The sequence below is a fragment of the Deferribacter abyssi genome (assembly GCF_049472655.1).
GTDB classification, from domain to species: domain Bacteria; phylum Chrysiogenota; class Deferribacteres; order Deferribacterales; family Deferribacteraceae; genus Deferribacter; species Deferribacter abyssi.
Genome location: NZ_JAQNCS010000013.1, coordinates 12,683 through 33,485, shown reverse-complemented (window position 1 = coordinate 33,485; position 20,803 = coordinate 12,683). Strand labels below are relative to the sequence as shown.

22 protein-coding genes and 1 other RNA gene are annotated in these 20,803 nt (G+C 33.7%); all 23 read left to right on the top strand.

What is annotated here, in order from left to right; all coding sequences use genetic code 11:
- Nucleotides 1–107: 107 nt before the first annotated feature.
- Nucleotides 108–1,058, top strand: coding sequence for a formimidoylglutamase (hutG, locus tag OWK30_RS08290; protein ID WP_423325439.1), 951 nt, complete (start codon nt 108–110; stop codon nt 1,056–1,058).
- Nucleotides 1,055–2,287, top strand: coding sequence for an imidazolonepropionase (hutI, locus tag OWK30_RS08285; RefSeq protein WP_423325437.1), 1,233 nt, complete (start codon nt 1,055–1,057; stop codon nt 2,285–2,287). The genes hutG and hutI overlap by 4 nt, the downstream gene beginning before the upstream one ends.
- 98 nt (nt 2,288–2,385) lie before the next feature.
- Entirely contained in the window at nt 2,386–4,308 is a 1,923-nt protein-coding gene (gene thrS / locus OWK30_RS08280) for a threonine--tRNA ligase (RefSeq protein ID WP_423325435.1), read from the top strand.
- A gap of 3 nt (nt 4,309–4,311) precedes the next feature.
- Nucleotides 4,312–4,836, top strand: a complete 525-nt coding sequence (gene infC / locus OWK30_RS08275; RefSeq protein WP_423325503.1) for a translation initiation factor IF-3 — start codon at nt 4,312–4,314, stop codon at nt 4,834–4,836.
- A gap of 15 nt (nt 4,837–4,851) precedes the next feature.
- Nucleotides 4,852–5,049 carry a 50S ribosomal protein L35 gene (gene rpmI, locus OWK30_RS08270; protein ID WP_423325433.1) on the top strand — a complete coding sequence of 66 codons (198 nt, stop codon included), beginning with the start codon at nt 4,852–4,854 and terminating at the stop codon, nt 5,047–5,049.
- 15 nt (nt 5,050–5,064) lie between these two features.
- A complete protein-coding gene (gene rplT / locus OWK30_RS08265) occupies nt 5,065–5,412 on the top strand; it encodes a 50S ribosomal protein L20 (protein ID WP_423325431.1) in 348 nt (115 codons plus the stop codon).
- Between the two features lie 153 nt (nt 5,413–5,565).
- The gene (pheS, locus tag OWK30_RS08260; protein WP_423325429.1) at nt 5,566–6,579 is read left to right on the top strand and encodes a phenylalanine--tRNA ligase subunit alpha; all 1,014 of its coding nucleotides are present in this window, start codon (nt 5,566–5,568) and stop codon (nt 6,577–6,579) included.
- Nucleotides 6,580–6,591: 12 nt separating this feature from the next.
- Complete coding sequence (pheT, locus tag OWK30_RS08255) at nt 6,592–8,976, top strand: phenylalanine--tRNA ligase subunit beta (RefSeq protein WP_423325427.1); 2,385 nt, start codon at nt 6,592–6,594, stop codon at nt 8,974–8,976.
- A 286-nt stretch (nt 8,977–9,262) separates the two neighbouring features.
- Nucleotides 9,263–9,457, top strand: coding sequence for a hypothetical protein (locus OWK30_RS08250; protein WP_423325425.1), 195 nt, complete (start codon nt 9,263–9,265; stop codon nt 9,455–9,457).
- 16 nt (nt 9,458–9,473) lie between these two features.
- Nucleotides 9,474–9,740, top strand: a complete 267-nt coding sequence (locus OWK30_RS08245) for a cell division protein ZapA (protein ID WP_423325423.1) — start codon at nt 9,474–9,476, stop codon at nt 9,738–9,740.
- A 3-nt stretch (nt 9,741–9,743) separates the two neighbouring features.
- Nucleotides 9,744–9,926, top strand: a non-coding RNA gene (gene ssrS / locus OWK30_RS08240) — 6S RNA.
- Between the two features lie 17 nt (nt 9,927–9,943).
- Nucleotides 9,944–11,164 (top strand): AAA family ATPase, encoded by a 1,221-nt coding sequence (locus OWK30_RS08235; RefSeq protein WP_423325421.1) that lies wholly within the window; start codon nt 9,944–9,946, stop codon nt 11,162–11,164.
- Entirely contained in the window at nt 11,151–11,693 is a 543-nt protein-coding gene (locus tag OWK30_RS08230) for a 5-formyltetrahydrofolate cyclo-ligase (protein ID WP_423325419.1), read from the top strand. The genes OWK30_RS08235 and OWK30_RS08230 overlap by 14 nt, the downstream gene beginning before the upstream one ends.
- Nucleotides 11,693–13,252: a ribonuclease Y gene (gene rny, locus OWK30_RS08225; protein ID WP_423325417.1), complete on the top strand. Its 1,560-nt coding sequence runs from the start codon at nt 11,693–11,695 to the stop codon at nt 13,250–13,252. The genes OWK30_RS08230 and rny overlap by 1 nt, the downstream gene beginning before the upstream one ends.
- An 82-nt stretch (nt 13,253–13,334) precedes the next feature.
- Entirely contained in the window at nt 13,335–14,114 is a 780-nt protein-coding gene (locus OWK30_RS08220; RefSeq protein WP_423325415.1) for a TIGR00282 family metallophosphoesterase, read from the top strand.
- A 4-nt stretch (nt 14,115–14,118) separates the two neighbouring features.
- Nucleotides 14,119–15,027, top strand: a complete 909-nt coding sequence (nadA, locus tag OWK30_RS08215) for a quinolinate synthase NadA (protein ID WP_423325413.1) — start codon at nt 14,119–14,121, stop codon at nt 15,025–15,027.
- Nucleotides 15,028–15,137: 110 nt separating this feature from the next.
- A complete protein-coding gene (rpiB, locus tag OWK30_RS08210) occupies nt 15,138–15,617 on the top strand; it encodes a ribose 5-phosphate isomerase B (RefSeq protein ID WP_423325411.1) in 480 nt (159 codons plus the stop codon).
- On the top strand, nt 15,614–16,870 hold the full coding sequence (locus OWK30_RS08205; protein WP_423325409.1) for a serine hydroxymethyltransferase: 1,257 nt from the start codon (nt 15,614–15,616) through the stop codon (nt 16,868–16,870). The genes rpiB and OWK30_RS08205 overlap by 4 nt, the downstream gene beginning before the upstream one ends.
- Complete coding sequence (locus tag OWK30_RS08200) at nt 16,867–17,316, top strand: deoxycytidylate deaminase (protein ID WP_423325407.1); 450 nt, start codon at nt 16,867–16,869, stop codon at nt 17,314–17,316. Before OWK30_RS08205 ends, OWK30_RS08200 begins: the two co-directional genes overlap by 4 nt.
- A gap of 8 nt (nt 17,317–17,324) precedes the next feature.
- The gene (rsxC, locus tag OWK30_RS08195) at nt 17,325–18,632 is read left to right on the top strand and encodes an electron transport complex subunit RsxC (protein WP_423325405.1); all 1,308 of its coding nucleotides are present in this window, start codon (nt 17,325–17,327) and stop codon (nt 18,630–18,632) included.
- Nucleotides 18,619–19,614 (top strand): RnfABCDGE type electron transport complex subunit D, encoded by a 996-nt coding sequence (locus OWK30_RS08190; RefSeq protein ID WP_423325403.1) that lies wholly within the window; start codon nt 18,619–18,621, stop codon nt 19,612–19,614. The genes rsxC and OWK30_RS08190 overlap by 14 nt, the downstream gene beginning before the upstream one ends.
- Entirely contained in the window at nt 19,607–20,164 is a 558-nt protein-coding gene (locus OWK30_RS08185; protein WP_423325401.1) for an RnfABCDGE type electron transport complex subunit G, read from the top strand. The genes OWK30_RS08190 and OWK30_RS08185 overlap by 8 nt, the downstream gene beginning before the upstream one ends.
- Nucleotides 20,161–20,766 carry an electron transport complex subunit RsxE gene (rsxE, locus tag OWK30_RS08180; RefSeq protein WP_423325399.1) on the top strand — a complete coding sequence of 202 codons (606 nt, stop codon included), beginning with the start codon at nt 20,161–20,163 and terminating at the stop codon, nt 20,764–20,766. The genes OWK30_RS08185 and rsxE overlap by 4 nt, the downstream gene beginning before the upstream one ends.
- The last annotated feature ends 37 nt before the right edge of the window (nt 20,767–20,803 follow it).

The following is a 20,803-nucleotide window of genomic DNA, read 5'->3' as shown; positions in this document are numbered from 1 at the left end:
ACCAAGCATGAAATTTGTACCTATTCTTCCAGAACATGTAAGTATATGCCTTATTCCACAGGTTCAAGGTTTGGAATAGGATAGGTTATGATTGAGGTGAAGAGGATATGTGCGAATATAAATACGATAATTTTAAATGGTCTGGAAGAGTTGACTCTATAAATGATTATGCGACTTTTAGATGGCATCAAGTTATTAAGCAAATAAACCTTGATAAAACTGAGAAAGTTCAAAAACCGTCTATAGTTTTATTAGGATTTTGTTGTGATGAAGGTGTAAAAAGGAATATGGGTAGAGTAGGGGCGAAGGATGCCCCTGTTGTTATCAGAAAATATCTAGCATCTCTTCCATGGCATTGGGAAGATTTAAATTTGCTTGATGCCGGTGATATTCTTGTGGATGATGGACAGCTTGAAGATGGACAATTGATGCTTTCACAAAAAGTGGATAAAATAAGGTCAATGGGAGCTTTTCCCATAGTATTAGGTGGTGGTCATGAAGTGGCTTACGGGACATTTAGTGGAGTAAAAGATGTAAAACCTGTAATAGTAAATTTTGATGCCCATTTTGATAATAGGCCTTATGAAAATGGGGCATCATCAGGGACTATGTTTGCTCAAATTGCCGATGAAATGAAAGAATTTTATAAGTATTTATGTGTAGGGATACAAAAAAGTGGTAATACAAAACTTCTTTTTGATAGAAATAAAAAATTCGGTGGAAAATGTGTTTTTGCTGAAGAATTATTTAACGATTTGCAAAGTGTAATTAATGGGATTAAAAAATTTATTGAAAATACTTCTGCAGTCTATATGACTGTTTGTATGGATGTTTTTTCTTCATCTATTGCTTGTGGCGTGAGTGCTCCTATCCCTTTCGGTATCTTTCCTAATCATTTCTTAGCTTGTTTTAAGGAAATTGCAAAAACCGGGAAATTGGTAGCTTTTGATATTGCAGAAGTGAATCCATCTTTTGATACTGATGGTAGAACAGCAAGATTAGCTGCTCATATAATTTTTCATGTGGTGGAAAATGTTGCAGAATGGGGTTATCTATGAGAAAGGTTATTAAAAATATAAAACAGCTTGTGACACCGAAAAATCATGATTTTGCTGCCGGAGATAATGCTAAAAAGCTGCAGATTTATGAGGATGTGAATCTTGTTATAGAGGATGGGGTTATTGCGGATATTACGAAAAAAGATGTGGATTGCAATGACATAATTGATGCAAGTGGTAAATGTGTGTTGCCGGCGTTTGTGGATCCTCATACGCATATCCCTTTTATCGGTTCAAGAGAAGATGAGTTTAACAAAAGAATTATGGGTAAATCGTATATGGAAATTGCAAGGGAAGGTGGCGGTATAAATTCAACGGTTAGAGCAGTGAGAAATGCAACTTTTGAAGAGCTTTACAAGGCGGCTAAAAAGGATTTAGAATTAATGATTAAGCATGGTGTGGCTTCCATAGAGATGAAAAGTGGTTACGGTCTTGACTTGGAAAATGAATTGAAGCAGTTGCGTGTTATAAAAAAATTGCAAGAAGAATATCCACTTGATATAAAAGCTACTTTCCTTGGTGCCCATGAAATTCCACTTGAATATAGGGATGATAAAGAAAAATATATTAGAGTAATTACCGATGAGATGCTTCCTGTAGTTAAAAAAGAAGGTTTAGCTGACTATGTGGACATCTTTTGTGAAAAGGGTGTTTTTGAGCTTGATGATACAAGAAGGATACTTTCTGCTGCAAAAAGATTAGGATTTAAAATTAGGATTCATGCTGATGAGATTTACCCTCTTGGGGGTGCGGGTCTTGCCGCTGAATTTGAGGCTGTGAGTGCTGAACATCTTGTTAAGGTTAGCGATGAAAATATTGAAAAAATGATAGATACAGGTGTTGTTTTTAACTTGTTACCTGGGACTACTTTTTTTCTTATGTCCGATGATTTTGCTCCTGCAAGGAAAATTTTGGACAGAGGCGGGATTGTGGCTTTATCGACAGACTTGAATCCTGGGAGTTCATATACCCATTCATTACCTCTTATTATGGCCATTGCTTGTTTAAAGATGGGGATGACAATGGAAGAAGTGATAAACGCAGTAACCATTAATGGAGCATATTCATTGGAGCTTTCATATATAACAGGTTCTATTCATTTGGGTAAACAAGCCGATTTAATATTGTTAAATGTACCTGATTACAGATACATTGTTTATAATTTTGGTGTCAATCGAATTGAAAAGGTATTTAAAAAGGGAGTTGAAATCTCTAGTTGTTTTAAATAAAGGCAAAAATTGCAGTGATTCCAGGATGATAAAGTGCTTGATTATTTGTTTACATTGTGACATATTCAGAACCCAAAAATGCTAAATGGAGTAGTACTATGAAGGTTGTTTTACCTGATGATTCAGAGATAGAAGTAAAAGATAATGCCAGTGTGAAAGATGTTGCAGAAGCAATAAGTCGAGGTCTTGCAAAACAGGCTGTGGCTGGGATTATAAATGGAGAGATGGTGGATATTTATTGTAAAGTAAATGATGGAGATAAAGTAAAGATTATTACCGAAAGGGATAAAAATGGACTTGAAGTTCTAAGACATTCTACAGCTCATTTAATGGCTCAAGCTGTAAAGCGACTTTTTAAGAATGTGAAAGTTACCATTGGTCCAACCATTGAAGATGGTTTTTATTATGATTTTGATATTGATACCCCTTTTACAGAGGATGATCTTGAAAAAATTGAAGCTGAGATGTCGAGAATTGCTAAAGAGAATTTACCTATTAGAAGGAAAGAGGTTACTAAAAAAGAAGCTATAGAGTTGTTTAAAAAATTGGGTGAAGATTATAAAGTTGAGATAATAAACGAACTGGAAGAAGATATTGTTTCTGTTTATGAGCAGGGAGAGTTTGTTGATCTTTGTAGAGGACCTCACCTTGAATCTACTGGAAAAATAAAATATTTTAAGCTTCTTAGTGTTGCTGGTGCATACTGGAGAGGCGATGAAAACAATAAAATGCTTCAAAGAATTTATGGAACTGCTTGGTTCAAGAAAAGTGAACTTGATGAATACCTGCACAGACTTGAAGAAGCAAAGAAAAGGGATCATAGAAAATTAGGGAAAGATTTGGAGTTGTTTTCAACTTTCGATGAAATTGGAGCTGGACTTATTTGTTGGTTTCCAAAGGGTGCAAGGATTAGGTCGGTTATTGAATCCTTTTGGAAAGAAGAACATTTTAAAAACGGTTATGAAATGCTTTATACACCTCATATAGGGAAATCTTCTCTTTGGGAAACTTCTGGTCATCTCAAATTTTATCAAGAAAATATGTATTCCCCTATGGATATTGATGGGAATGATTACTATATAAAACCCATGAATTGCCCATTTCATATTATGGTGTATAAATCAAAAGTTCGTTCATATAGAGATTTACCGTTGCGTTTAGCTGAACTTGGTACCGTGTATAGGTTTGAACGATCTGGAGTTTTACATGGGTTGTTAAGGGTAAGAGGTTTTACTCAGGACGATGCACATATAATTTGTACTCAAGAGCAGATTGTTGACGAAATAAAAGAAGTTTTAAATTTTTCTTTGAAAATGTGGAAAGATTTCGGTTTTGACCAGATTAAAGGGTATATTGCCACACGTCCTGAGAAAAGTGTAGGTGATGATGAAATGTGGGAAAAGGCCACACATTCTCTTGAGAATGCTATTAAAGATTCTGGTATAGAGTTTGAATTGGATGAAGGTGGAGGTGCATTTTACGGCCCTAAAATAGATCTTAAGATTAGGGATGCTATAGGAAGAGAATGGCAAATGACGACTATTCAATTTGATTTTAATCTTCCTGAACGTTTTGATATGACATATGTGGATAGAGATGGTAAAGAAAAAAGACCTTTTATGGTGCATAGAGCGCTACTTGGATCTCTTGAAAGATTTTTTGGTGTATTAATAGAACATTATGCTGGAGCTTTTCCATTTTGGCTTGCTCCTGTTCAAATAAGAATAATCAATGTTTCCGATGCCCAATATGATTACTGTAGAGAAATAGAAAGTAAGTTGAGAAAAGAAGGCTTTAGGGTTGAGTTTGATAATAGGAATGAAAAAATAGGTTATAAAATTAGAGAAGCACAACTTCAAAAGGTCCCACATATGATTATTATTGGAAATAATGAAGTTGAAAAATCAACTGTTTCTGTGAGATTGAGAACAGGGGAAAATAAAAATAATCTTGATTTTTTTGATTATATTAGTGTAATAAAAGAGCTGGATAATTATCGTAGTAATAAGTTGTGGAGGTGATTTATAAAAAAGGAAGACAAAGACAGAGTAAACGAGGAGATTACTGCTCCTGAGGTAAGGTTGATATTGGAAGATGGAAGTCAGTACGGAATAGTTAGTATCGATGAGGCGTTAAAGGTTGCAGAAGATAGTGGGCTTGATCTTGTAGAAGTAGCACCAAGTGCTAAACCGCCGGTTTGTAAAATAATGGATTATGGTAAGTATAAGTTTGAGAAAAACAAAAAAGAGCGTGAAGCCCGTAAAAAGCTACGTCAACATCAAATTGAAGTAAAAGAAATGAAATTTAGACCTAAAATTGAAGAGCATGACTATCAGGTAAAACTGAAGCATGTAAAGAGATTCTTAGAAGATGGCGATAAAGTTAAGATTGTGATGAGATATCGTGGTAGAGAAATGATGTTCCAGGATCAAGGTCTTGAAATTTTAAATAGAGTTGTAAAAGATCTGGAAGATCTCTGTGTTGTTGAAAAACACCCAGAGATGCAGGGTCGTCAGCAGATAATGGTGCTTGCACCGAAACACAATTAAGTTTAGGAGGTATGAATGCCAAAGGTAAAAACCCACAGAGGGGCTGCCAAAAGATTTAAGGTGACTGGCAGCGGAAAAGTTAAGTACAAAAAGAGTGGCTTGAGGCACCTCCTTTCCTCAAAAGCCACAAAGAGAAAGCGCGCTTTGCGCCACCCTGGCATCCTGGAAGGAGCTGATGCCCAGAATGTCAAAAAATTAGTACCGTATCTTTAAAAAAAGGAGGAGAATGTGCCAAGAGCTAAAGGTGGATTTAAGACAAGAAGGCGTAGGAAAAAATGGTTAAAACTTACTAAAGGGTTTCGTGGTGCAGCGAATAACGTTTACAGAAAAAGCCGTGAAGCTGCAGAACGTGCTTTAGTATATGCTTATAGGGACAGAAAGCAGAGAAAAAGAGAATTTAGAAAGCTTTGGATTATTCGTATTAACGCGGCAGTCAGGCAGTATGGTTTAAGTTACAGTAAGTTTATGGGGTTGTTGAAAAAAAATAATATTGAGATTAATCGTAAAGTTCTTTCTGAGATGGCGATTCACAATCCCGAAGAGTTTGAAAAACTGGTCAAAAAAGTTACTGGATAACCTATTTCATAAACCGGGGGTTTCCCCGGTTTTTTTTATATTTTTATTAAACATTTTGGTTGATTTATGTTTTATACAGAAACTTTATGTTTTTCAGATTATGATAAATCAACCGAAGTGTTTGATAAAACTTAGAGTATTGTGGGGTGTTTTATGGAGCTTGATTTAAGCAGTGTAAAAGGTTTTGAAGAAGAGATAGAAGCAAGTGCTACCATTGATGAGTTGTATAAAATAAAAGTAAAATATCTTGGTAAAAAAGGTAGTATTTCTCTGTTAAATAAACAAATGAAAAATTTTCCACCTGAGCAGAGACCAGAAATTGGTAAAAAGATTAATGAGCTCAGAATAAAATTTGAAGAATTATACAATGCCAAGTATTACAGATTAAAAGAAGAAGAGAAGAAAAAAAGACTTGAACTGGAATCTATTGATATCACTATCCCAGGATTCCCTTTTGTGCCTGGGGCATTACATCCTATTACAAAAACTTACTATGAAATTGTGGATATTTTTACAGCTATGGGTTTCGAAGTAGCTACTGGTCCTGAAGTAGAATATGATTATTACAATTTTGAAGCTTTAAATATACCAAAGGAGCACCCTGCAAGAGATATGCAAGACACTTTTTATATCACAGATGATATTTTGTTAAGAACACATACATCACCTGTGCAAATTAGAGTAATGGAAGCAAATACTCCTCCCATCAAAATTATTGCTCCTGGTAAAGTTTATAGATGTGATCATGATGTTACTCACTCTCCAATGTTTCATCAGGTGGAAGGGTTGTTGGTAGATGAAAAAGTAACATTTGCTGATTTAAAAGGAACGCTAACTCTTTTTATAAAAAGAATGTTTGGTGAAGATATTCCAGTTAGGTTTAGACCGAGTTTTTTCCCTTTTACAGAGCCAAGTGCTGAAGTAGATATGGGTTGTGTGATTTGTGGTGGTAAAGGTTGTAGAGTTTGCGGTTACACAGGATGGTTAGAGATTTTAGGGTGTGGGATGGTAGATCCTGAAGTTTTCAGATCGGTTAAGTATGATACTAATAAATATCAGGGATATGCATTTGGGATGGGGATTGAGCGTATTGCCATGCTAAAATATGGCATTGATGATTTGAGATTGTTCTATGATAATAAATTAAGGTTTTTGAAACAATTTTAAGGAGATTAGGTGATGAAGGTATCTTATAGCTGGTTATCCGATTTTTTAGATATAAAAGGTATTGATCCTAAAGATTTAGTTGATAAGCTTACCATGAGTGGACTTGAAGTTGAAGAGTTAGTAATTAAAGAAAAAGTCGATAATGTTGTTTTTGGGAAGGTATTAGAAAAAGTAAAGCATCCAGATGCTGATAAATTATCCATATGTAAAGTATACGATGGTTTGGAGACATATCAGGTCATTTGTGGTGCGGCTAATGTTGATTCTGGTCAAATCGTTCCTTTTGCTAGGATAGGTGCTAAATTACCTGTTGGATTAAAAATTAAGAAGGCTAAAATTAGAGGAATTGAATCTTATGGTATGATTTGTTCTGCATCTGAACTTGGTTTAGAAGATAAAAGTGATGGAATTATGGTTTTGAATGTATCTGAGGAGAAGTTAGGTGAAAATGTTAGTGAATATCTTGGTTTAGAAGATGTAATTCTTGATATTTCTATTACACCAAACAGGGCTGATTGTCTTAGTATTTATGGAATAGCAAGAGAAATTTCAGCATTATTCAATTTACCGTTGAAGAATAAAACTTATAGTCTTACTGAAGTGGATGAAAATGCGGCTGATTACAAGAAAGTAGAAGTGAAAGATAAAGATAAATGTCCTATTTATCTAGGTAGGATTATCAAAGATGTGAAAATACAAGAGTCTCCTGTTTGGATGCAAAATAGATTACGTTCGGTAGGGGTAAGGCCTATAAATAATGTGGTTGACATAACAAATTATGTTCTTTTTGAGTATGGGCAACCTTTACATACGTTTGATATGTCAAAACTAAAAGGAAATGTGATTATTAGGACTGCAAAACCTGGTGAAAAAATTATAACCCTAGATGGTAAAGAGAGGGAATTAAAAGATTATATGTTGGTAATTGCTGATGAAGAGAAGGTTATAGCTGTTGCTGGGATTATGGGGGGAGAGCATTCTGGTATATGTGATAAGACAAAAGATGTTTTTTTAGAATGTGCTTATTTTAAACCTGAAAGTATCAGGGTAACAGCAAGAAGATTAGGTATGCAAACAGATTCATCGTACAGGTTTGAAAGGGGGATAGATAAAGGTAATGTATTTAACATGGTTGATTATGCAGCATGTTTATTGCAAGAATATGCTGATGGAAAGGTGCTAAAAGGGGTACTATCAAATGATTATGATAAGGTGAAACCTGTTAAAGTTACTTTTAGTTTATCAAAAGTCAATAAGTTGCTTGGTACTGATATTAAAACTGAAGAAGCCAAGGATATTCTGGAGAGATTACAATTTAAAGTTTATTCTCATAGTAATAATGATTATGAAGTTGAAGTACCTACACATAGGGTTGATATAGAAAGATGGGTGGATATTGCAGAAGAGATTGCTAGAGTTTATGGATATGATAAGATTGATACCACAATACCTGAAATAAAAGCTGATAGCAAACAAGCACCATTATTTTTAAAGATTCAAAAAGAAGTTAGAGAAAGCTTGAAAACGCTTGGTTTTTATGAGGCTATTAATTTTTCTTTTATGAATGACGATTATCTTGCTAAATTTGATGAAAAAGAGAAATTTGTGTATTTAAAAAATCCTTTAAGTGAAGATATGAATGCTCTTAGAACTTATGTGTTTCCAGGGCTCATAACAAATATTGTTGGAAATCTTAGACAAGGGTTTGTTCATGGTAGATTTTTTGAGTTTGCAAATGTTTTTGTTAAAACTTCTGAAGATAAACTGCCTGAACAGAAATTACATTTAGCTCTTTCGATTACAAGCGAGTTTTGGCCTTTATCTTGGTTAGTAAAAGATGCGGTTGAGCCTTTTTATTATCTTAAGGGCATTGTAGAAAATATTTTTTTGAATTATAAGTTGAAGTACTCTTTTGAAAGAAGTGATAAAAGGTTTTTGCATCCTGGTAAAAGCGCATATTTAATTTGTAATGGTAAGAGAGTGGGGTTTATGGGAGAGCTTCATCCTGATATTATTGAATATTTAGATGTTGATAAAAATATATTCATAGCAGAAATTTTCTTTGATGAAATTGTTAAGCTAATTGAGTCAAATAAAATTAAATATAAAAAGTTTTCAGTATTTCCTTCAGTAACTAAAGATTTATCTGTAGTTGTCGATAAAGATGTTTTTGTTTACGATATGATTAAATCTATTGAAAAGATGAGCAATCTTATAGATGCAGTAATCCTTTATGATGTTTATAAAGGTGATAAAATTGGTAATGAAAAAATAAGCATTACTTTTAGAATCTTTTTCAGTTCAATTGAAAGAACTTTGACTGATGAAGAAACAAATAATTTGCTTGAGAAAATCATTAGTGATTTAAGAGAAAAATTTGGTGCAGAGTTAAGATAGAAAATTTGGTTTGTAATTGGGTTATCTAAATAACCCCAAACTGGTTTATATTTCAAATAGATATACGTTATTGTTTGTGGAAAAACGTTTTTTTCATTCTCGCAAAACATCCGGTTTTGCTCTGAGGCAAGTTCCTCTAAAACCGCCGTCCATGGCGGTTTTATGGGAACTTGGACTTAGAAAATGTTTTTCCATAAACAATTTCAAGCAAAGTTGTACAAAAAATGGGGTGACTCCAGTGTAAGTAGTCGTTGACAGGATAATAAGTTTATAGTAAATTTTTAATATGGATGGATTAAGAGAAAAACTTGAAGCATTAGAAAATAAAATTGACAAACTGTTAAAAAATTACAAAGAGTTACAACTTGAAAATACTGAATTAAAAGAAAAGATTCAACAATTAGAGTTAAAAATTGAGGAGTATGAAAAGGAAAAATTTTTAATAGTTGAAAAAATTGAGAACCTGGTTAATAGGATTTAATAAGAGGTGTGGCGGTTTGAAGGTTTCAGAAGTATCTATATATGGCAATAAATATAGAATAAGATCGGAGTTAGATGAGGGGTTTTTGAAAGAAGCTGCAAAACTGGTTGAAAATGGGATGAGAGATATAGAAAAAAATTATAAAATTTTGACAACTTCTAAGATTGCCATAATGGCAGCATTTAACTTGGCTGCTGAGTATTTAAAGTTAAGAAATGAAATAACTTTTTTAGAAGTTAAACTTGGTGAAATAGAAAAAAAAATTAATTTGGCAGAGGGTTAAGAAAAGCCCCTGCGGTGTGCGATTCAGTGTAGAAAATTTGGAGCCAACACCTCTTAAATGAGGGATGATACTGGCTGTGGTGTGCAGGCCCACCTTGTAGTGGGAAGCCTAAAGCAGCCGTGATTCCCTCAACCTGGTTAGCCAGGGCTGCAAATGGACTACACGGTCGGCACTCGCGGGGGCTTTTTTTTTTATGTGGTGATATGAAAATATTAGATGCTTTAAAGCCTAAAAAATTTGAAGATATTATAGGGCAGGATCATCTTACAGGAAATAATACCCTTTTTAGAAAACTAGTAGAAAGGGGAGATTTTACATCTTTAATATTAATTGGTCCACCTGGTAGTGGAAAAACGAGTATTGCCTCAATTATTGGTAAGTTTCATTCTTTAAGTTTTTACAGGCTACATGCAGCAAACAGTAACGCTGCTGATATAAGAAGAATTGCAGAAGAAACAAAAGGGTTTGGCCGACAGTCAATTGTTTTCATTGACGAGATTCACCATTATAGTAAGTCTCATCAGAATTTACTGTTAAATTTAATTGATGAACAGTACATTAAATTGATTGGGGCATCTACTGAAAATCCATATTACAACTTAATTCCACCATTGAGGTCTAGGAGTTTATTATTCAATTTAATAAAGCCAGACAAAGCAGTGCTTAAGAAGATTTTTCAAAAAGGGATTTTATGGGTTAAAAAAGAATTTGCTGTTAAAGAAGTAAAAGTTGAAGATGAATTTATAGAACTTTTGCTTCAAATTGCTGATGGTGATATTAGAAGGTTATTAATTTCTATTGAAAATTCAGCACTGATAGCTGAAAGAAAGGATGGGACTTTAATCTTTGATAAAAAAATACTTGATAAGCTCCCGTATGATTTCAGATACTCGAAGGATGAGCATTATCATGTGTTATCAGCAATGATTAAAAGCATAAGGGGTAGTGATCCTGATGCTGCATTACTTTGGTGTTTTAAGCTTTTGAAAAGTGGGGTGGATCCAAAGATAATTTTTAGAAGGCTTCTTATTTCTGCCTCGGAAGATGTGGGAAATGCAATGCCAGATGCTCTAGTTTTTGCAAATGCCGCATATGAAGCTTTTGAAAAAGTTGGTTTGCCTGAGGGTAAAATTATTATGTCTCAGCTTGTTACATATTTGGCATCATGTCCAAAAAGTAATTGTTCTTATGTTGCTTTGAAAGAGTGTGAAAAGTTTTTAAAAGAAAAAAATCCTATACCTCCGGATCATTTAATAGCTGGGAGTAGAAAGTATAAGTATCCTTTTGATTATGGTGGTTTTGTAAAACAGGCTTACTGTAATGAAGACATTTTGTTTTATAAACCTTCAAAAATGGGGTTTGAGTCAAAATTTTTGGAAAGACTTAAACGACTTTGGGGATCTGAAAAGTATGAACAAAAGTGAATTACGCAAAAATGTTAGAATGTTAAGAAATAACATGAAAGAATCTCTGGTTAGAAAAAAGAGTAAAGTAATTGTAGATAAGTTCTTATCTATGTGTGGAGATTATGAGAGTTACCTTCTTTATTATAGTTTTGATAATGAGGTGAGAACTATTGAATTGATTAGTTGTCTTTATAAGAAAAGTAAGAAAGTTTATTTACCAATTTTAGATAATAAAAAGTTTTATGTTGGTGAATTTATAGGTTTTAATAAAATGAATAAGAATGTATATGGGATTTTTGAACCAACTGAAAAATTAGATTTAAATAAGTTTGATGTAATTGTAGTGCCGGGTGTGGCTTTTGATGAAGAGTGTTTTAGACTTGGTTTTGGTAAAGGTTATTATGATCAGTTTTTAAAGTTTTCGAAAAGAAAGATATGTGTGGGGTTTGCCTACGACTTCCAGGTAGTTAAAAAGCTACCTGTGGATGATCATGATGAAAAACTAGACCTGATTATTACTGAAAAAAGAATAATAGGAGGCGAATAATGATTTGGTTGTATGTGTTACTAGCTGTTGTTGGTTTAATTATTGGATTTTTGCTTGGAATAATTATTCAGAAGAAAAAGAATGAAAATGAGAATATTAGGCTGAATAAAACAGCAGAAGAGATTATTAGCAGAGCAAAAAGAGAAGCGGATGAAATAGTTAAGGAAGCAAAACTTGAAGCCAAAGAAATAATTTTCAAAGGTAAGCAAGAGCTTGATAAAGAGGTTAAAGAGAAAAGAAAAGAGCTTCAACTGCAAGAAAAAAGACTTATCTCAAAAGAAGAAACAATTGATAAGAAACTAGAACTTGTTGATAAGAAAGAAGAATTGATTTCAAAAAGGGAGCAAGAATTAGAAAACAAACTTTTGCAGATTAAAGAAAAAATGGAAGAGGCTGAGAATCTAAGGAGTCAATTATTAAATGAGATAGAAAAGGTTGCTGGGTTGACTCGTGATGAAGCAAAAGAAATGCTTATTAATGAAATGGTAGCAGAAGCTAAAAAGGAAGCTGCAAGAACTTTGAAAGAAGTTGAAGAAGAAACAAAATTAATGGCGGAGAAGAAAGCTCAAAGCATAATTGCTACAGCTATTCAGAGATGTGCTCCTGAATATGTTGGAGAAGTAGTTGTTTCTGTTGTAAGTTTGCCAAATGATGAGATGAAGGGGAGAATCATTGGGCGTGAAGGTAGAAATATTAGGACATTTGAAAGTATTACTGGTGTTGATATCATTGTTGATGATACACCAGAAGCGGTTATATTGTCGTCTTACGATCCGTTTAGAAGAGAAATTGCTAAAATGACGTTGGAAAAATTAATTGCTGACGGCAGAATACATCCAGCTAGAATTGAAGAAGTTTATGAAAAAAGTAAAGCTGAATTAGAAAAATATATTCTTGAGATAGGAGAAGAAACAGCATTTAATCTTGGTTTACATAATATTCATCCTGATTTGTTAAAATTAATTGGTAGATTAAAGTATAGAACTAGTTATGGCCAAAATGTTCTTGCACACTCAATTGAGGTTGCAAAAATTGCAGGAATTATGGCTGCTGAGTTAGGTTTAGATGAAAAATTAGCTAAAAGGGCGGGACTTTTGCATGATATTGGTAAAGCCATTGATCAAGAAAGTGAAGGTTCACATACAGAGATAGGTGTAGAGATAGCTAAGAAATATAATGAACATCCAATGGTGATAAATGCTATTTTGTCTCACCATGGTGAAGAGGAGTTTAAATTTGTAGAGTCAGTACTTATACAAGCTGCTGATGCCATTTCTGCTTCTAGACCTGGGGCTAGAAGAGAAGTTCTTGAATCTTATATTAAACGTTTAGAAAAATTGGAGGAAATTGCTGGTTCTTTTGAAGGTGTTAATAAAAGTTTTGCTATTCAGGCGGGTCGTGAAGTTAGAATTATTGTAGAACCAGATAAAATTGGAGATGATGAGATAATTACACTTTCAAGAGATATTTCTAAAAGAATTGAGGAGGAGCTTACTTATCCAGGACAGATAAAAGTGGTAGTGATTAGAGAATCAAGAGCTGTAGAGTATGCTAAATAGGTGAATAACTGTATGTTTTTGTTTTATAAAATAAAAAGTTTAAATGGTTGCTTTGAATCAGTAAAGATAGGATGATTCTGATATGAATATACTTTTTATAGGTGACCTAATAGGGAGAGCAGGTAGGAAGGTAGTATCTGCTCTTCTTGATTCAATAAAATATGAGTATGGAATTGATTTGGTTATAGCCAATGGTGAGAATTCTGCAGGTGGTTTTGGTATAAATGAGAAAATTTATAAGGAGTTGAGAAATAAAGGGATCGATATCATCACAACCGGTAATCATATTTGGGATAAAAAAGAAACAGTAAATCAATTTGATAAGATGGACTATCTTATAAGACCAGCAAATTATCCAGAAGGAGTGCCAGGTAATGGTTTTATTTCTGTAGCAGTAGGAGATATGGAAGTTACAATTATCAATTTAATGGGTAGAGTTTTTATGTCTTTGGCTGATTGTCCATTTAGAGCTTTTGATAACATCTATGAAAAAGTATCAAGAAATGTAGTATTGGTAGACTTCCATGCTGAAGCAACAAGTGAGAAAAATGCTTTTGGCCTTTATGTTGATGGAAGAGCAACAGCAGTAATTGGAACTCATACCCATGTTCAAACTAATGATGATAGGCTACTTCCAAAAGGAACATTTTATATTTCAGATGTTGGTATGTGTGGAGCACTTGATTCTGTAATAGGGATGGAAAAAAGTGCTCCTATAAACAGGTTTCTTACAGGGATACCTTTAAAATTTGATGTTGAAAAGAAAGGAAAAATGGTATTTAATGCCGTAGTTTTATCTATAGACAAAGATACAATGAAGGTAAAAAAATTTAATAAAATTTTTAAAGTAATTGAGGGGTAATTCTATGGATATTAAAAAAGAAATTAGAAAATTGTTAGAAGAGAAAGATGCTGTATTATTAGCTCATAATTACCAAATTGATGATATTCAAGAAATAGCAGATTTTACAGGTGATTCTTTAGGTTTAAGTATTGAAGCATCAAAGGTAAAACAAAAGACAATTGTTTTTTGTGGTGTTCATTTTATGGCAGAAACTGCATATATTCTTTCTCCTAATAAAAAGGTGTTGTTACCTGAAATTGATGCAGGGTGTCCAATGGCTGATATGGTGACAGCAGAAGGTGTTAGAGAATTAAAAAATAAATATCCTGGAGTCCCTGTTGTCTGTTATGTAAACTCATCAGCAGAAGTTAAAGCAGAATGTGACATTTGTTGTACATCTGCGAATGCAATTAATGTAGTAAATTCCCTTAAATCAGATAAAGTTATTTTTGTTCCTGATAAGAATCTTGGCCATTATGTTTCTCGGTTTGTTGATAAGGAAGTAATTCTTTGGGATGGTTTTTGTCCAATACATCATAAAGTTAGAAAAGAGCAAGTGTTGAAACTTAAGAAAAAATATCCTGATGCTGTTTTTATAGCACACCCTGAGTGTCCACCTGATGTAATCGATATTGCTGACCATGTTTGTTCTACATCAGGGGTTTACAAATATGTCAAAGAAAGTAACAAAAAGCGTTTTATTATAGGTACTGAGCAAGGGGTGGGATATAGATTGAGGAAAGAAAATCCAGATAAAGAATTTATATTTGCTTATGAGAATTTTGTTTGTAAAAATATGAAGAAAACAAACCTACGTAAAGTTTATGATGCTCTTATAAAAGAACGATATGTTATAACTGTTGATGAGGAAATCAGAGAAAAAGCTTTAAAATCTATTCAAAGAATGTTAGATATTCCTAGAAACTATTGATAATGTGATATGAGAGAAGTTTTTAGTAATACTATTTTGTTTGTGTTGACATATTAAGTGTTTTAGATTATAGAACAGTGACTCATTAAAAATAAAACGCAGGGATTGTTATGAGTAAAGAAGTTATTGCTTTAGGCTCTGATCACGGTGGTTTTTATCTTAAGTCTATCATATCAAAATACCTGGAAAATTTAGGATATATTGTTAAAGATTTTGGTACATATGATGATAAATCTGTGGATTATCCTGATTATGCTTATAAAGTTGCAGCATCTATTTCGAGGGGAGAAATAGAAAGAGGGGTTATTATTTGTGGGACAGGTATTGGAATATCAATTGCAGCAAACAAGTTTCCTGGTGTGAGAGCAGCTCTGTGTTGGGATTCTTATACTGCTAAAATGAGTAGACTTCATAATAATGCTAATTTACTGGCTCTTGGGGGAAGGATTATTGGAATTGAGCTTGCAAAAGATATTTTGAATACCTGGTTAAATACAGAATTTGAAGGTGGAAGACACTTAAGAAGAGTCAACAAAATAGATGAATTGGCAGCTAAATTTTGGTTAGAATATTTGGAGGCAAATAAATGAGTTTATATGAAAATGTAAAAAAAATTGACAATGAAGTTTATAATGCATTGATTAAAGAGATTGAAAGGCAGGAAACTCATATAGAGTTAATAGCAAGTGAAAACTTTGTTTCTTCAGCAGTATTAGAGGCTCAGGGTTCAATAATGACAAATAAATATGCTGAAGGGTATCCTGGTAAAAGATATTATGGTGGTTGTGAATTTGTGGATATTGCAGAGCAGGTTGCGATTGATAGAGCAAAAGAACTTTTTGGTGCAGAGCATGCCAATGTACAGCCTCATTCTGGCAGTCAGGCAAATATGGCAGTGTATTTCTCTGTATTGCAACCAGGTGATACAATTTTAGGTATGAATTTAAGTCATGGTGGTCATCTTACTCATGGTAGTCCAGTGAATTTTTCAGGTAGATATTTTAATGTGGTCTCATATGGGGTAGATAAAGAAACTGAGACCATAAACTATGAAGATGTAGAACGTCTTGCACTAGAACACAAACCTAAAATGATAGTAGTAGGTGCAAGTGCATATCCTAGAGTCATAGATTTTGAGGCATTTAGGAAAATTGCTGATAAAATTGGTGCCTATGTGATGGTAGATATGGCTCATATTGCGGGGCTTGTGGCTGCTGGTGTTCACCCCTCTCCAGTTCCATATGCCGATTTTGTTACAACAACAACTCATAAAACATTAAGAGGGCCTAGGGGTGGTCTTATACTTTGTAAAGAAGAATATGCAAAGAAAATAAATTCTCAAATTTTTCCTGGCATTCAAGGTGGTCCCCTTATGCATATAATTGCAGCAAAGGCAGTGGCCTTGAAAGAGGCTATGAGCGATGATTTTAAAGAGTATCAGAGGCAAATTGTTGCAAATGCTAAAGTACTTGCGGAAACTCTAAAAAATAGAGGTTTTAGACTTGTTTCTGGTGGTACTGATAATCATTTAATGCTTATAGATTTAACAGATAAAGGTATTACAGGTAAGGATGCTGAAGAGGCGCTTGGTAAAGCAAATATTACTGTTAATAAAAATACTATACCGTTTGAAACAAGAAGTCCATTTGTTACCAGTGGCGTAAGGATAGGAACACCTGCAGTAACTACAAGAGGAATGAAAGAGGATGCTATGGAAGCTATTGGTAACTTAATTGCTGATGTATTGTTGAATATTAATGATGAAGGAGTTATCAAAAATATACAAAAAGAGGTTTTGGTCCTTTGTGAAAAATATCCATTATATAAAGGTGTACTGTATTGAGACCAGATTGGGATGAATATTTTTTAGAAATTGTGAATATTGTAAAAAAGCGTTCTACCTGTTTAAGGAGACAAGTAGGAGCAGTAATTGTTAAGGATAGTCAGATTCTTTCTACAGGATATAATGGTGTTCCTAAAAATATTACACATTGCGAAATTGTGGGGTGTTTGAGGGTGAAATTGAATGTTCCTTCGGGTGAAAGACATGAGTTGTGTAGGGGTTTACATGCTGAACAAAATGCAATAATACAGGCGGCATATCACGGTGTTTCTATCAAAGGAGGAACAATATATACAAATACAAAACCATGCACCATATGTACAAAGATGATTATAAATGCTGGGATAAAAAGAATTGTATATGAAGAAGATTATAATGATTCTTTTGCTGATGAGCTTTTAAGCGAAACAGAAATCATTGTTGAACAAAAAAAAATACAGAAGTAAGGTGAAGTATGCCGTATTTTGGTTTTAAAGGTGGTATCCATCCTAAGTACAACAAAGAGAAAACCTGTGGTAAGAAAATTGAAAAATTAGAATTAAATGTTGGAGATGAAGTTGCAATTCCACTTATTCAACATATAGGAGCGCCAGCTAAAGCGGTAGTTAAAAGGAAGGATGTTGTAAAGAGAGGGCAGCTTATTGGTAGATCAAGTGGGTTTGTCAGTGCTAATATTCATTCTTCTGTTACAGGGGAAGTGTTAAAGATTGAAAATGTTTCTCATCCAATAATGGGTAGTGTACCTTCTGTGAAAATTAGAGTTACAGATATTGATAATGATTTTGTTCTTGTTGAGGATACTGATAAATTCCAGGATAAAGTTCTTGCTGCGGGGATTGTAGGTCTTGGTGGCGCAACTTTTCCATCTCATGTGAAACTGGCTCCACCAAAAAAAATAGATTACCTTATAATTAATGGTGCTGAATGCGAGCCATATCTTACTTGTGATCATAGACTAATGGTTGAAAATACAGTTGAAATAATAAAGGGTGCAAAGTTAATACAGAGCGAACTTGGAATAGAAAAATTGATTGTCGGTATAGAAAAAAATAAGCCTGATGCTATTAATGCCTTTGAGAAATTGATTGTCAAGTATGAGTTTGAAGTAATTCCACTGGATGTAAAATATCCTCAAGGTGGTGAGAAGCAACTCATTAAAGCAACAGTTAATAGGGTTGTACCTGAAGGGAAATTGCCTTTGGAAGTGGGTGTTATTGTTCACAATGTGGGGACATGTCTTGCTATATATGAAGCTTTTGAGAGGGGAAAACCTCTTATAGAAAGAGTGGTTACCATAACCGGAGCGGTGAAAGAGCCTAAAAATCTTATTGTACCAATTGGTGTACCGGTAAGAAAATTAATAGAATCTTGTGGTGGACCTGTTGGAGATATAAAAAAAATTGTAATGGGTGGGCCTATGATGGGGTTTTCCATTTTTGATTTAGATACTCCTGTAATGAAAGGAACTAGTGGCATTATTTTGTATAGAGATACTGATTTACCTGATTTATCAATGAATAATTGTATTAGATGTGGTAAATGTGTAGAAGCATGTCCTATGGGACTTGTACCAGCTATAATGGAGCAATTTTCTGTTAATGAAATGTATGAAACATTGAAAGATTGGCATGTTTTAAATTGCATTGAATGTGGTTGTTGCAGTTATGTATGCCTTTCAAGAAGACCTCTTGTGGGATACTTTAAAACAGCAAAGAGAGAAATAATGAATATGATGAGGCAGAAGAAAGATGCAGCAAAATAAGTTATTAGTTACCTTTTCCCCTCATGAGAGGGACGAATTGAAAACAGACAAAATAATGCTTTATGTTGTTTATGCTTTAATTCCTGCTATGGGTGTTTCAATTTACTATTTTGGTTATTATGCTGTAAAAACATATCTTTTAACAATTATTTTTACTCTTTTTTTTGAAGCAGCTTTTCAGAAAATCAGTAAAAGAAAGATAACCTTACATGATAATTCTGCACTAGTGACAGCCATTTTACTTGCTATGAATTTGCCTCCATCAAGTCCATGGTGGTTAATATTTGTGGGTAGTTTTATTGCTATTATTGTGGGAAAACAGGTTTTTGGTGGTCTTGGGCAAAATCCATTTAATCCTGCCTTAGTGGCAAGAGTGTTTTTACTTATTTCTTGGCCAGCTCAGATGACAAATTGGATAAAGCCTGTACCTATTACGCAAAAGTTTATGATTGATGCGGTTAGTGTAGCAACACCACTTGGGCAGTCAAAAACAGAAGTGCTTACCTATGGAAAAATTGTATCAAGTGAAATTGCCAATGTAAGTAATCTGTTCTTAGGTAATGTGGGTGGTTCACTGGGTGAAATTTCTGCCATTGCAATAATTTTGGGTGGTTTGTTCTTACTCTATAAAAGAATAATTTCATGGCACATACCTGTAAGTTATATTACTGCTTTTTTGGTTGTTATAATTCCTTATTGGATATTTAGTCCTGAAAAGACCTTGAATCCGTTGTTACATCTCTTTTCAGGAGGTTTAATGCTTGGTGCTTTTTTTATGGCTACAGATATGGTTACCAGCCCTGTTACGAAAAAAGGGCAGGTTATTTTTGGTATTGGTTGTGGTATATTAACTGCAGTGATTAGATTGTTTGGTGGCTATCCTGAAGGAGTTTCTTTTGCTATTCTTATTATGAATGCTTTTGTTCCGTTGATAGATTATTATTTAAGACCAAAAAGTTTTGGTGAGGTTACCAGTGCGTGATAATGGATTTAAAATGGTATTTGTTTTGACTGTGATTGGTGTAATTGCTGCTACAGCTCTTGCTATTGTCAATTCTATGACCAAAGAGAAGATTGAGTATCAATATAGACTGGAGTTACTGAAAGCATTAAAAGTAGTGTTGCCAGAATATGATAATTCACCAGATAAAGATTTAAAAGTTATAGGTGGTAAAACTGTTTATGTGGCTAAAAAAGGTGGGAAAATAGTTGGTTATGCTGTGAAGTCAATTTCTGAAAAAGGATATGGTGGTAGTATTGTAGTACTTATAGGTGTAGATATTAATGGAAAAATTTCAGGTATTGAAATTTTAAAGCATGCTGAAACTCCTGGTCTTGGTTCAAAAATAGAAGAGAAATGGTTTAAAGATGAATTTAAAGGGCTTACTCTAAAAGATAATATTGCTGTGAAGAAGGATGGTGGTATAATTGATCAGTTTAGTGGTGCCACGATCAGTCCTCGTGCTGTTAGTGAAGCTGTTAAGAATGGATTAAAGTTTATAGTGAAGGATGTGTTGGAGGGCTCAAAATGAAAATGAGAATTTTTTTTGAAGGGCTTTGGAAAAACAATGCTGTTTTTAAACAAGTATTGGGAATGTGTCCTACTCTTGCTGTAACTACTTCTGCAAAAAATGGTATAGGAATGGGGCTTGCAACAACTGCTGTGCTTGTATGTTCGAATATTGTTGTTTCTTTGATAAAAGATTTTATCCCTTCTAAAGTGAGGATTCCTGCTTATATTGTAGTGATTGCAAGTTTTGTTACAATGATAGATTTGCTGATGAATGCTTATGCTCATAGTTTGCATAAGAGTTTGGGATTATTTATCCCTTTGATTGTTGTAAACTGTGTAATTCTTGGTAGAGCAGAGAGTTTTGCATCTAAAAATAATGCAATAGATTCTTTAATAGATGGATTTGGTATAGGTTTAGGCTTTACATTAGCTCTTTTTATTTTGGGATGTGTTAGAGAATTGTTTGGTAATGGCTCTATTCTTGGTATAAATTTATTTGGAGAAAGTTTTAGCCCAGCTATTGTTATGATTTTACCTCCAGGAGCATTTATAGCATTAGGATTTTTACTTTTTATTATAAATTACTTAGATGAGAAAAATAATAAAAAGTCTTTAACTTAATTGCTTGCTAATGAAAAGTAGTAGATAATTTGTCAAA

Excerpts from the sequence above, each read along its gene's own strand:
- hutG (WP_423325439.1), top strand. The coding sequence starts at position 108 with ATGTGCGAATATAAATACGATAATTTTAAATGGTCTGGAAGAGTTGAC.
- hutI (WP_423325437.1), top strand. The coding sequence starts at position 1,055 with ATGAGAAAGGTTATTAAAAATATAAAACAGCTTGTGACACCGAAAAAT.
- thrS (WP_423325435.1), top strand. The coding sequence starts at position 2,386 with ATGAAGGTTGTTTTACCTGATGATTCAGAGATAGAAGTAAAAGATAAT.
- rpmI (WP_423325433.1), top strand. The coding sequence starts at position 4,852 with ATGCCAAAGGTAAAAACCCACAGAGGGGCTGCCAAAAGATTTAAGGTG.
- pheS (WP_423325429.1), top strand. The coding sequence starts at position 5,566 with ATGGAGCTTGATTTAAGCAGTGTAAAAGGTTTTGAAGAAGAGATAGAA.
- pheT (WP_423325427.1), top strand. The coding sequence starts at position 6,592 with ATGAAGGTATCTTATAGCTGGTTATCCGATTTTTTAGATATAAAAGGT.
- OWK30_RS08250 (WP_423325425.1), top strand. The coding sequence starts at position 9,263 with ATGGATGGATTAAGAGAAAAACTTGAAGCATTAGAAAATAAAATTGAC.
- OWK30_RS08235 (WP_423325421.1), top strand. The coding sequence starts at position 9,944 with ATGAAAATATTAGATGCTTTAAAGCCTAAAAAATTTGAAGATATTATA.
- OWK30_RS08230 (WP_423325419.1), top strand. The coding sequence starts at position 11,151 with ATGAACAAAAGTGAATTACGCAAAAATGTTAGAATGTTAAGAAATAAC.
- rny (WP_423325417.1), top strand. The coding sequence starts at position 11,693 with ATGATTTGGTTGTATGTGTTACTAGCTGTTGTTGGTTTAATTATTGGA.
- OWK30_RS08220 (WP_423325415.1), top strand. The coding sequence starts at position 13,335 with ATGAATATACTTTTTATAGGTGACCTAATAGGGAGAGCAGGTAGGAAG.
- nadA (WP_423325413.1), top strand. The coding sequence starts at position 14,119 with ATGGATATTAAAAAAGAAATTAGAAAATTGTTAGAAGAGAAAGATGCT.
- rpiB (WP_423325411.1), top strand. The coding sequence starts at position 15,138 with ATGAGTAAAGAAGTTATTGCTTTAGGCTCTGATCACGGTGGTTTTTAT.
- OWK30_RS08205 (WP_423325409.1), top strand. The coding sequence starts at position 15,614 with ATGAGTTTATATGAAAATGTAAAAAAAATTGACAATGAAGTTTATAAT.
- rsxC (WP_423325405.1), top strand. The coding sequence starts at position 17,325 with ATGCCGTATTTTGGTTTTAAAGGTGGTATCCATCCTAAGTACAACAAA.
- OWK30_RS08190 (WP_423325403.1), top strand. The coding sequence starts at position 18,619 with ATGCAGCAAAATAAGTTATTAGTTACCTTTTCCCCTCATGAGAGGGAC.
- rsxE (WP_423325399.1), top strand. The coding sequence starts at position 20,161 with ATGAAAATGAGAATTTTTTTTGAAGGGCTTTGGAAAAACAATGCTGTT.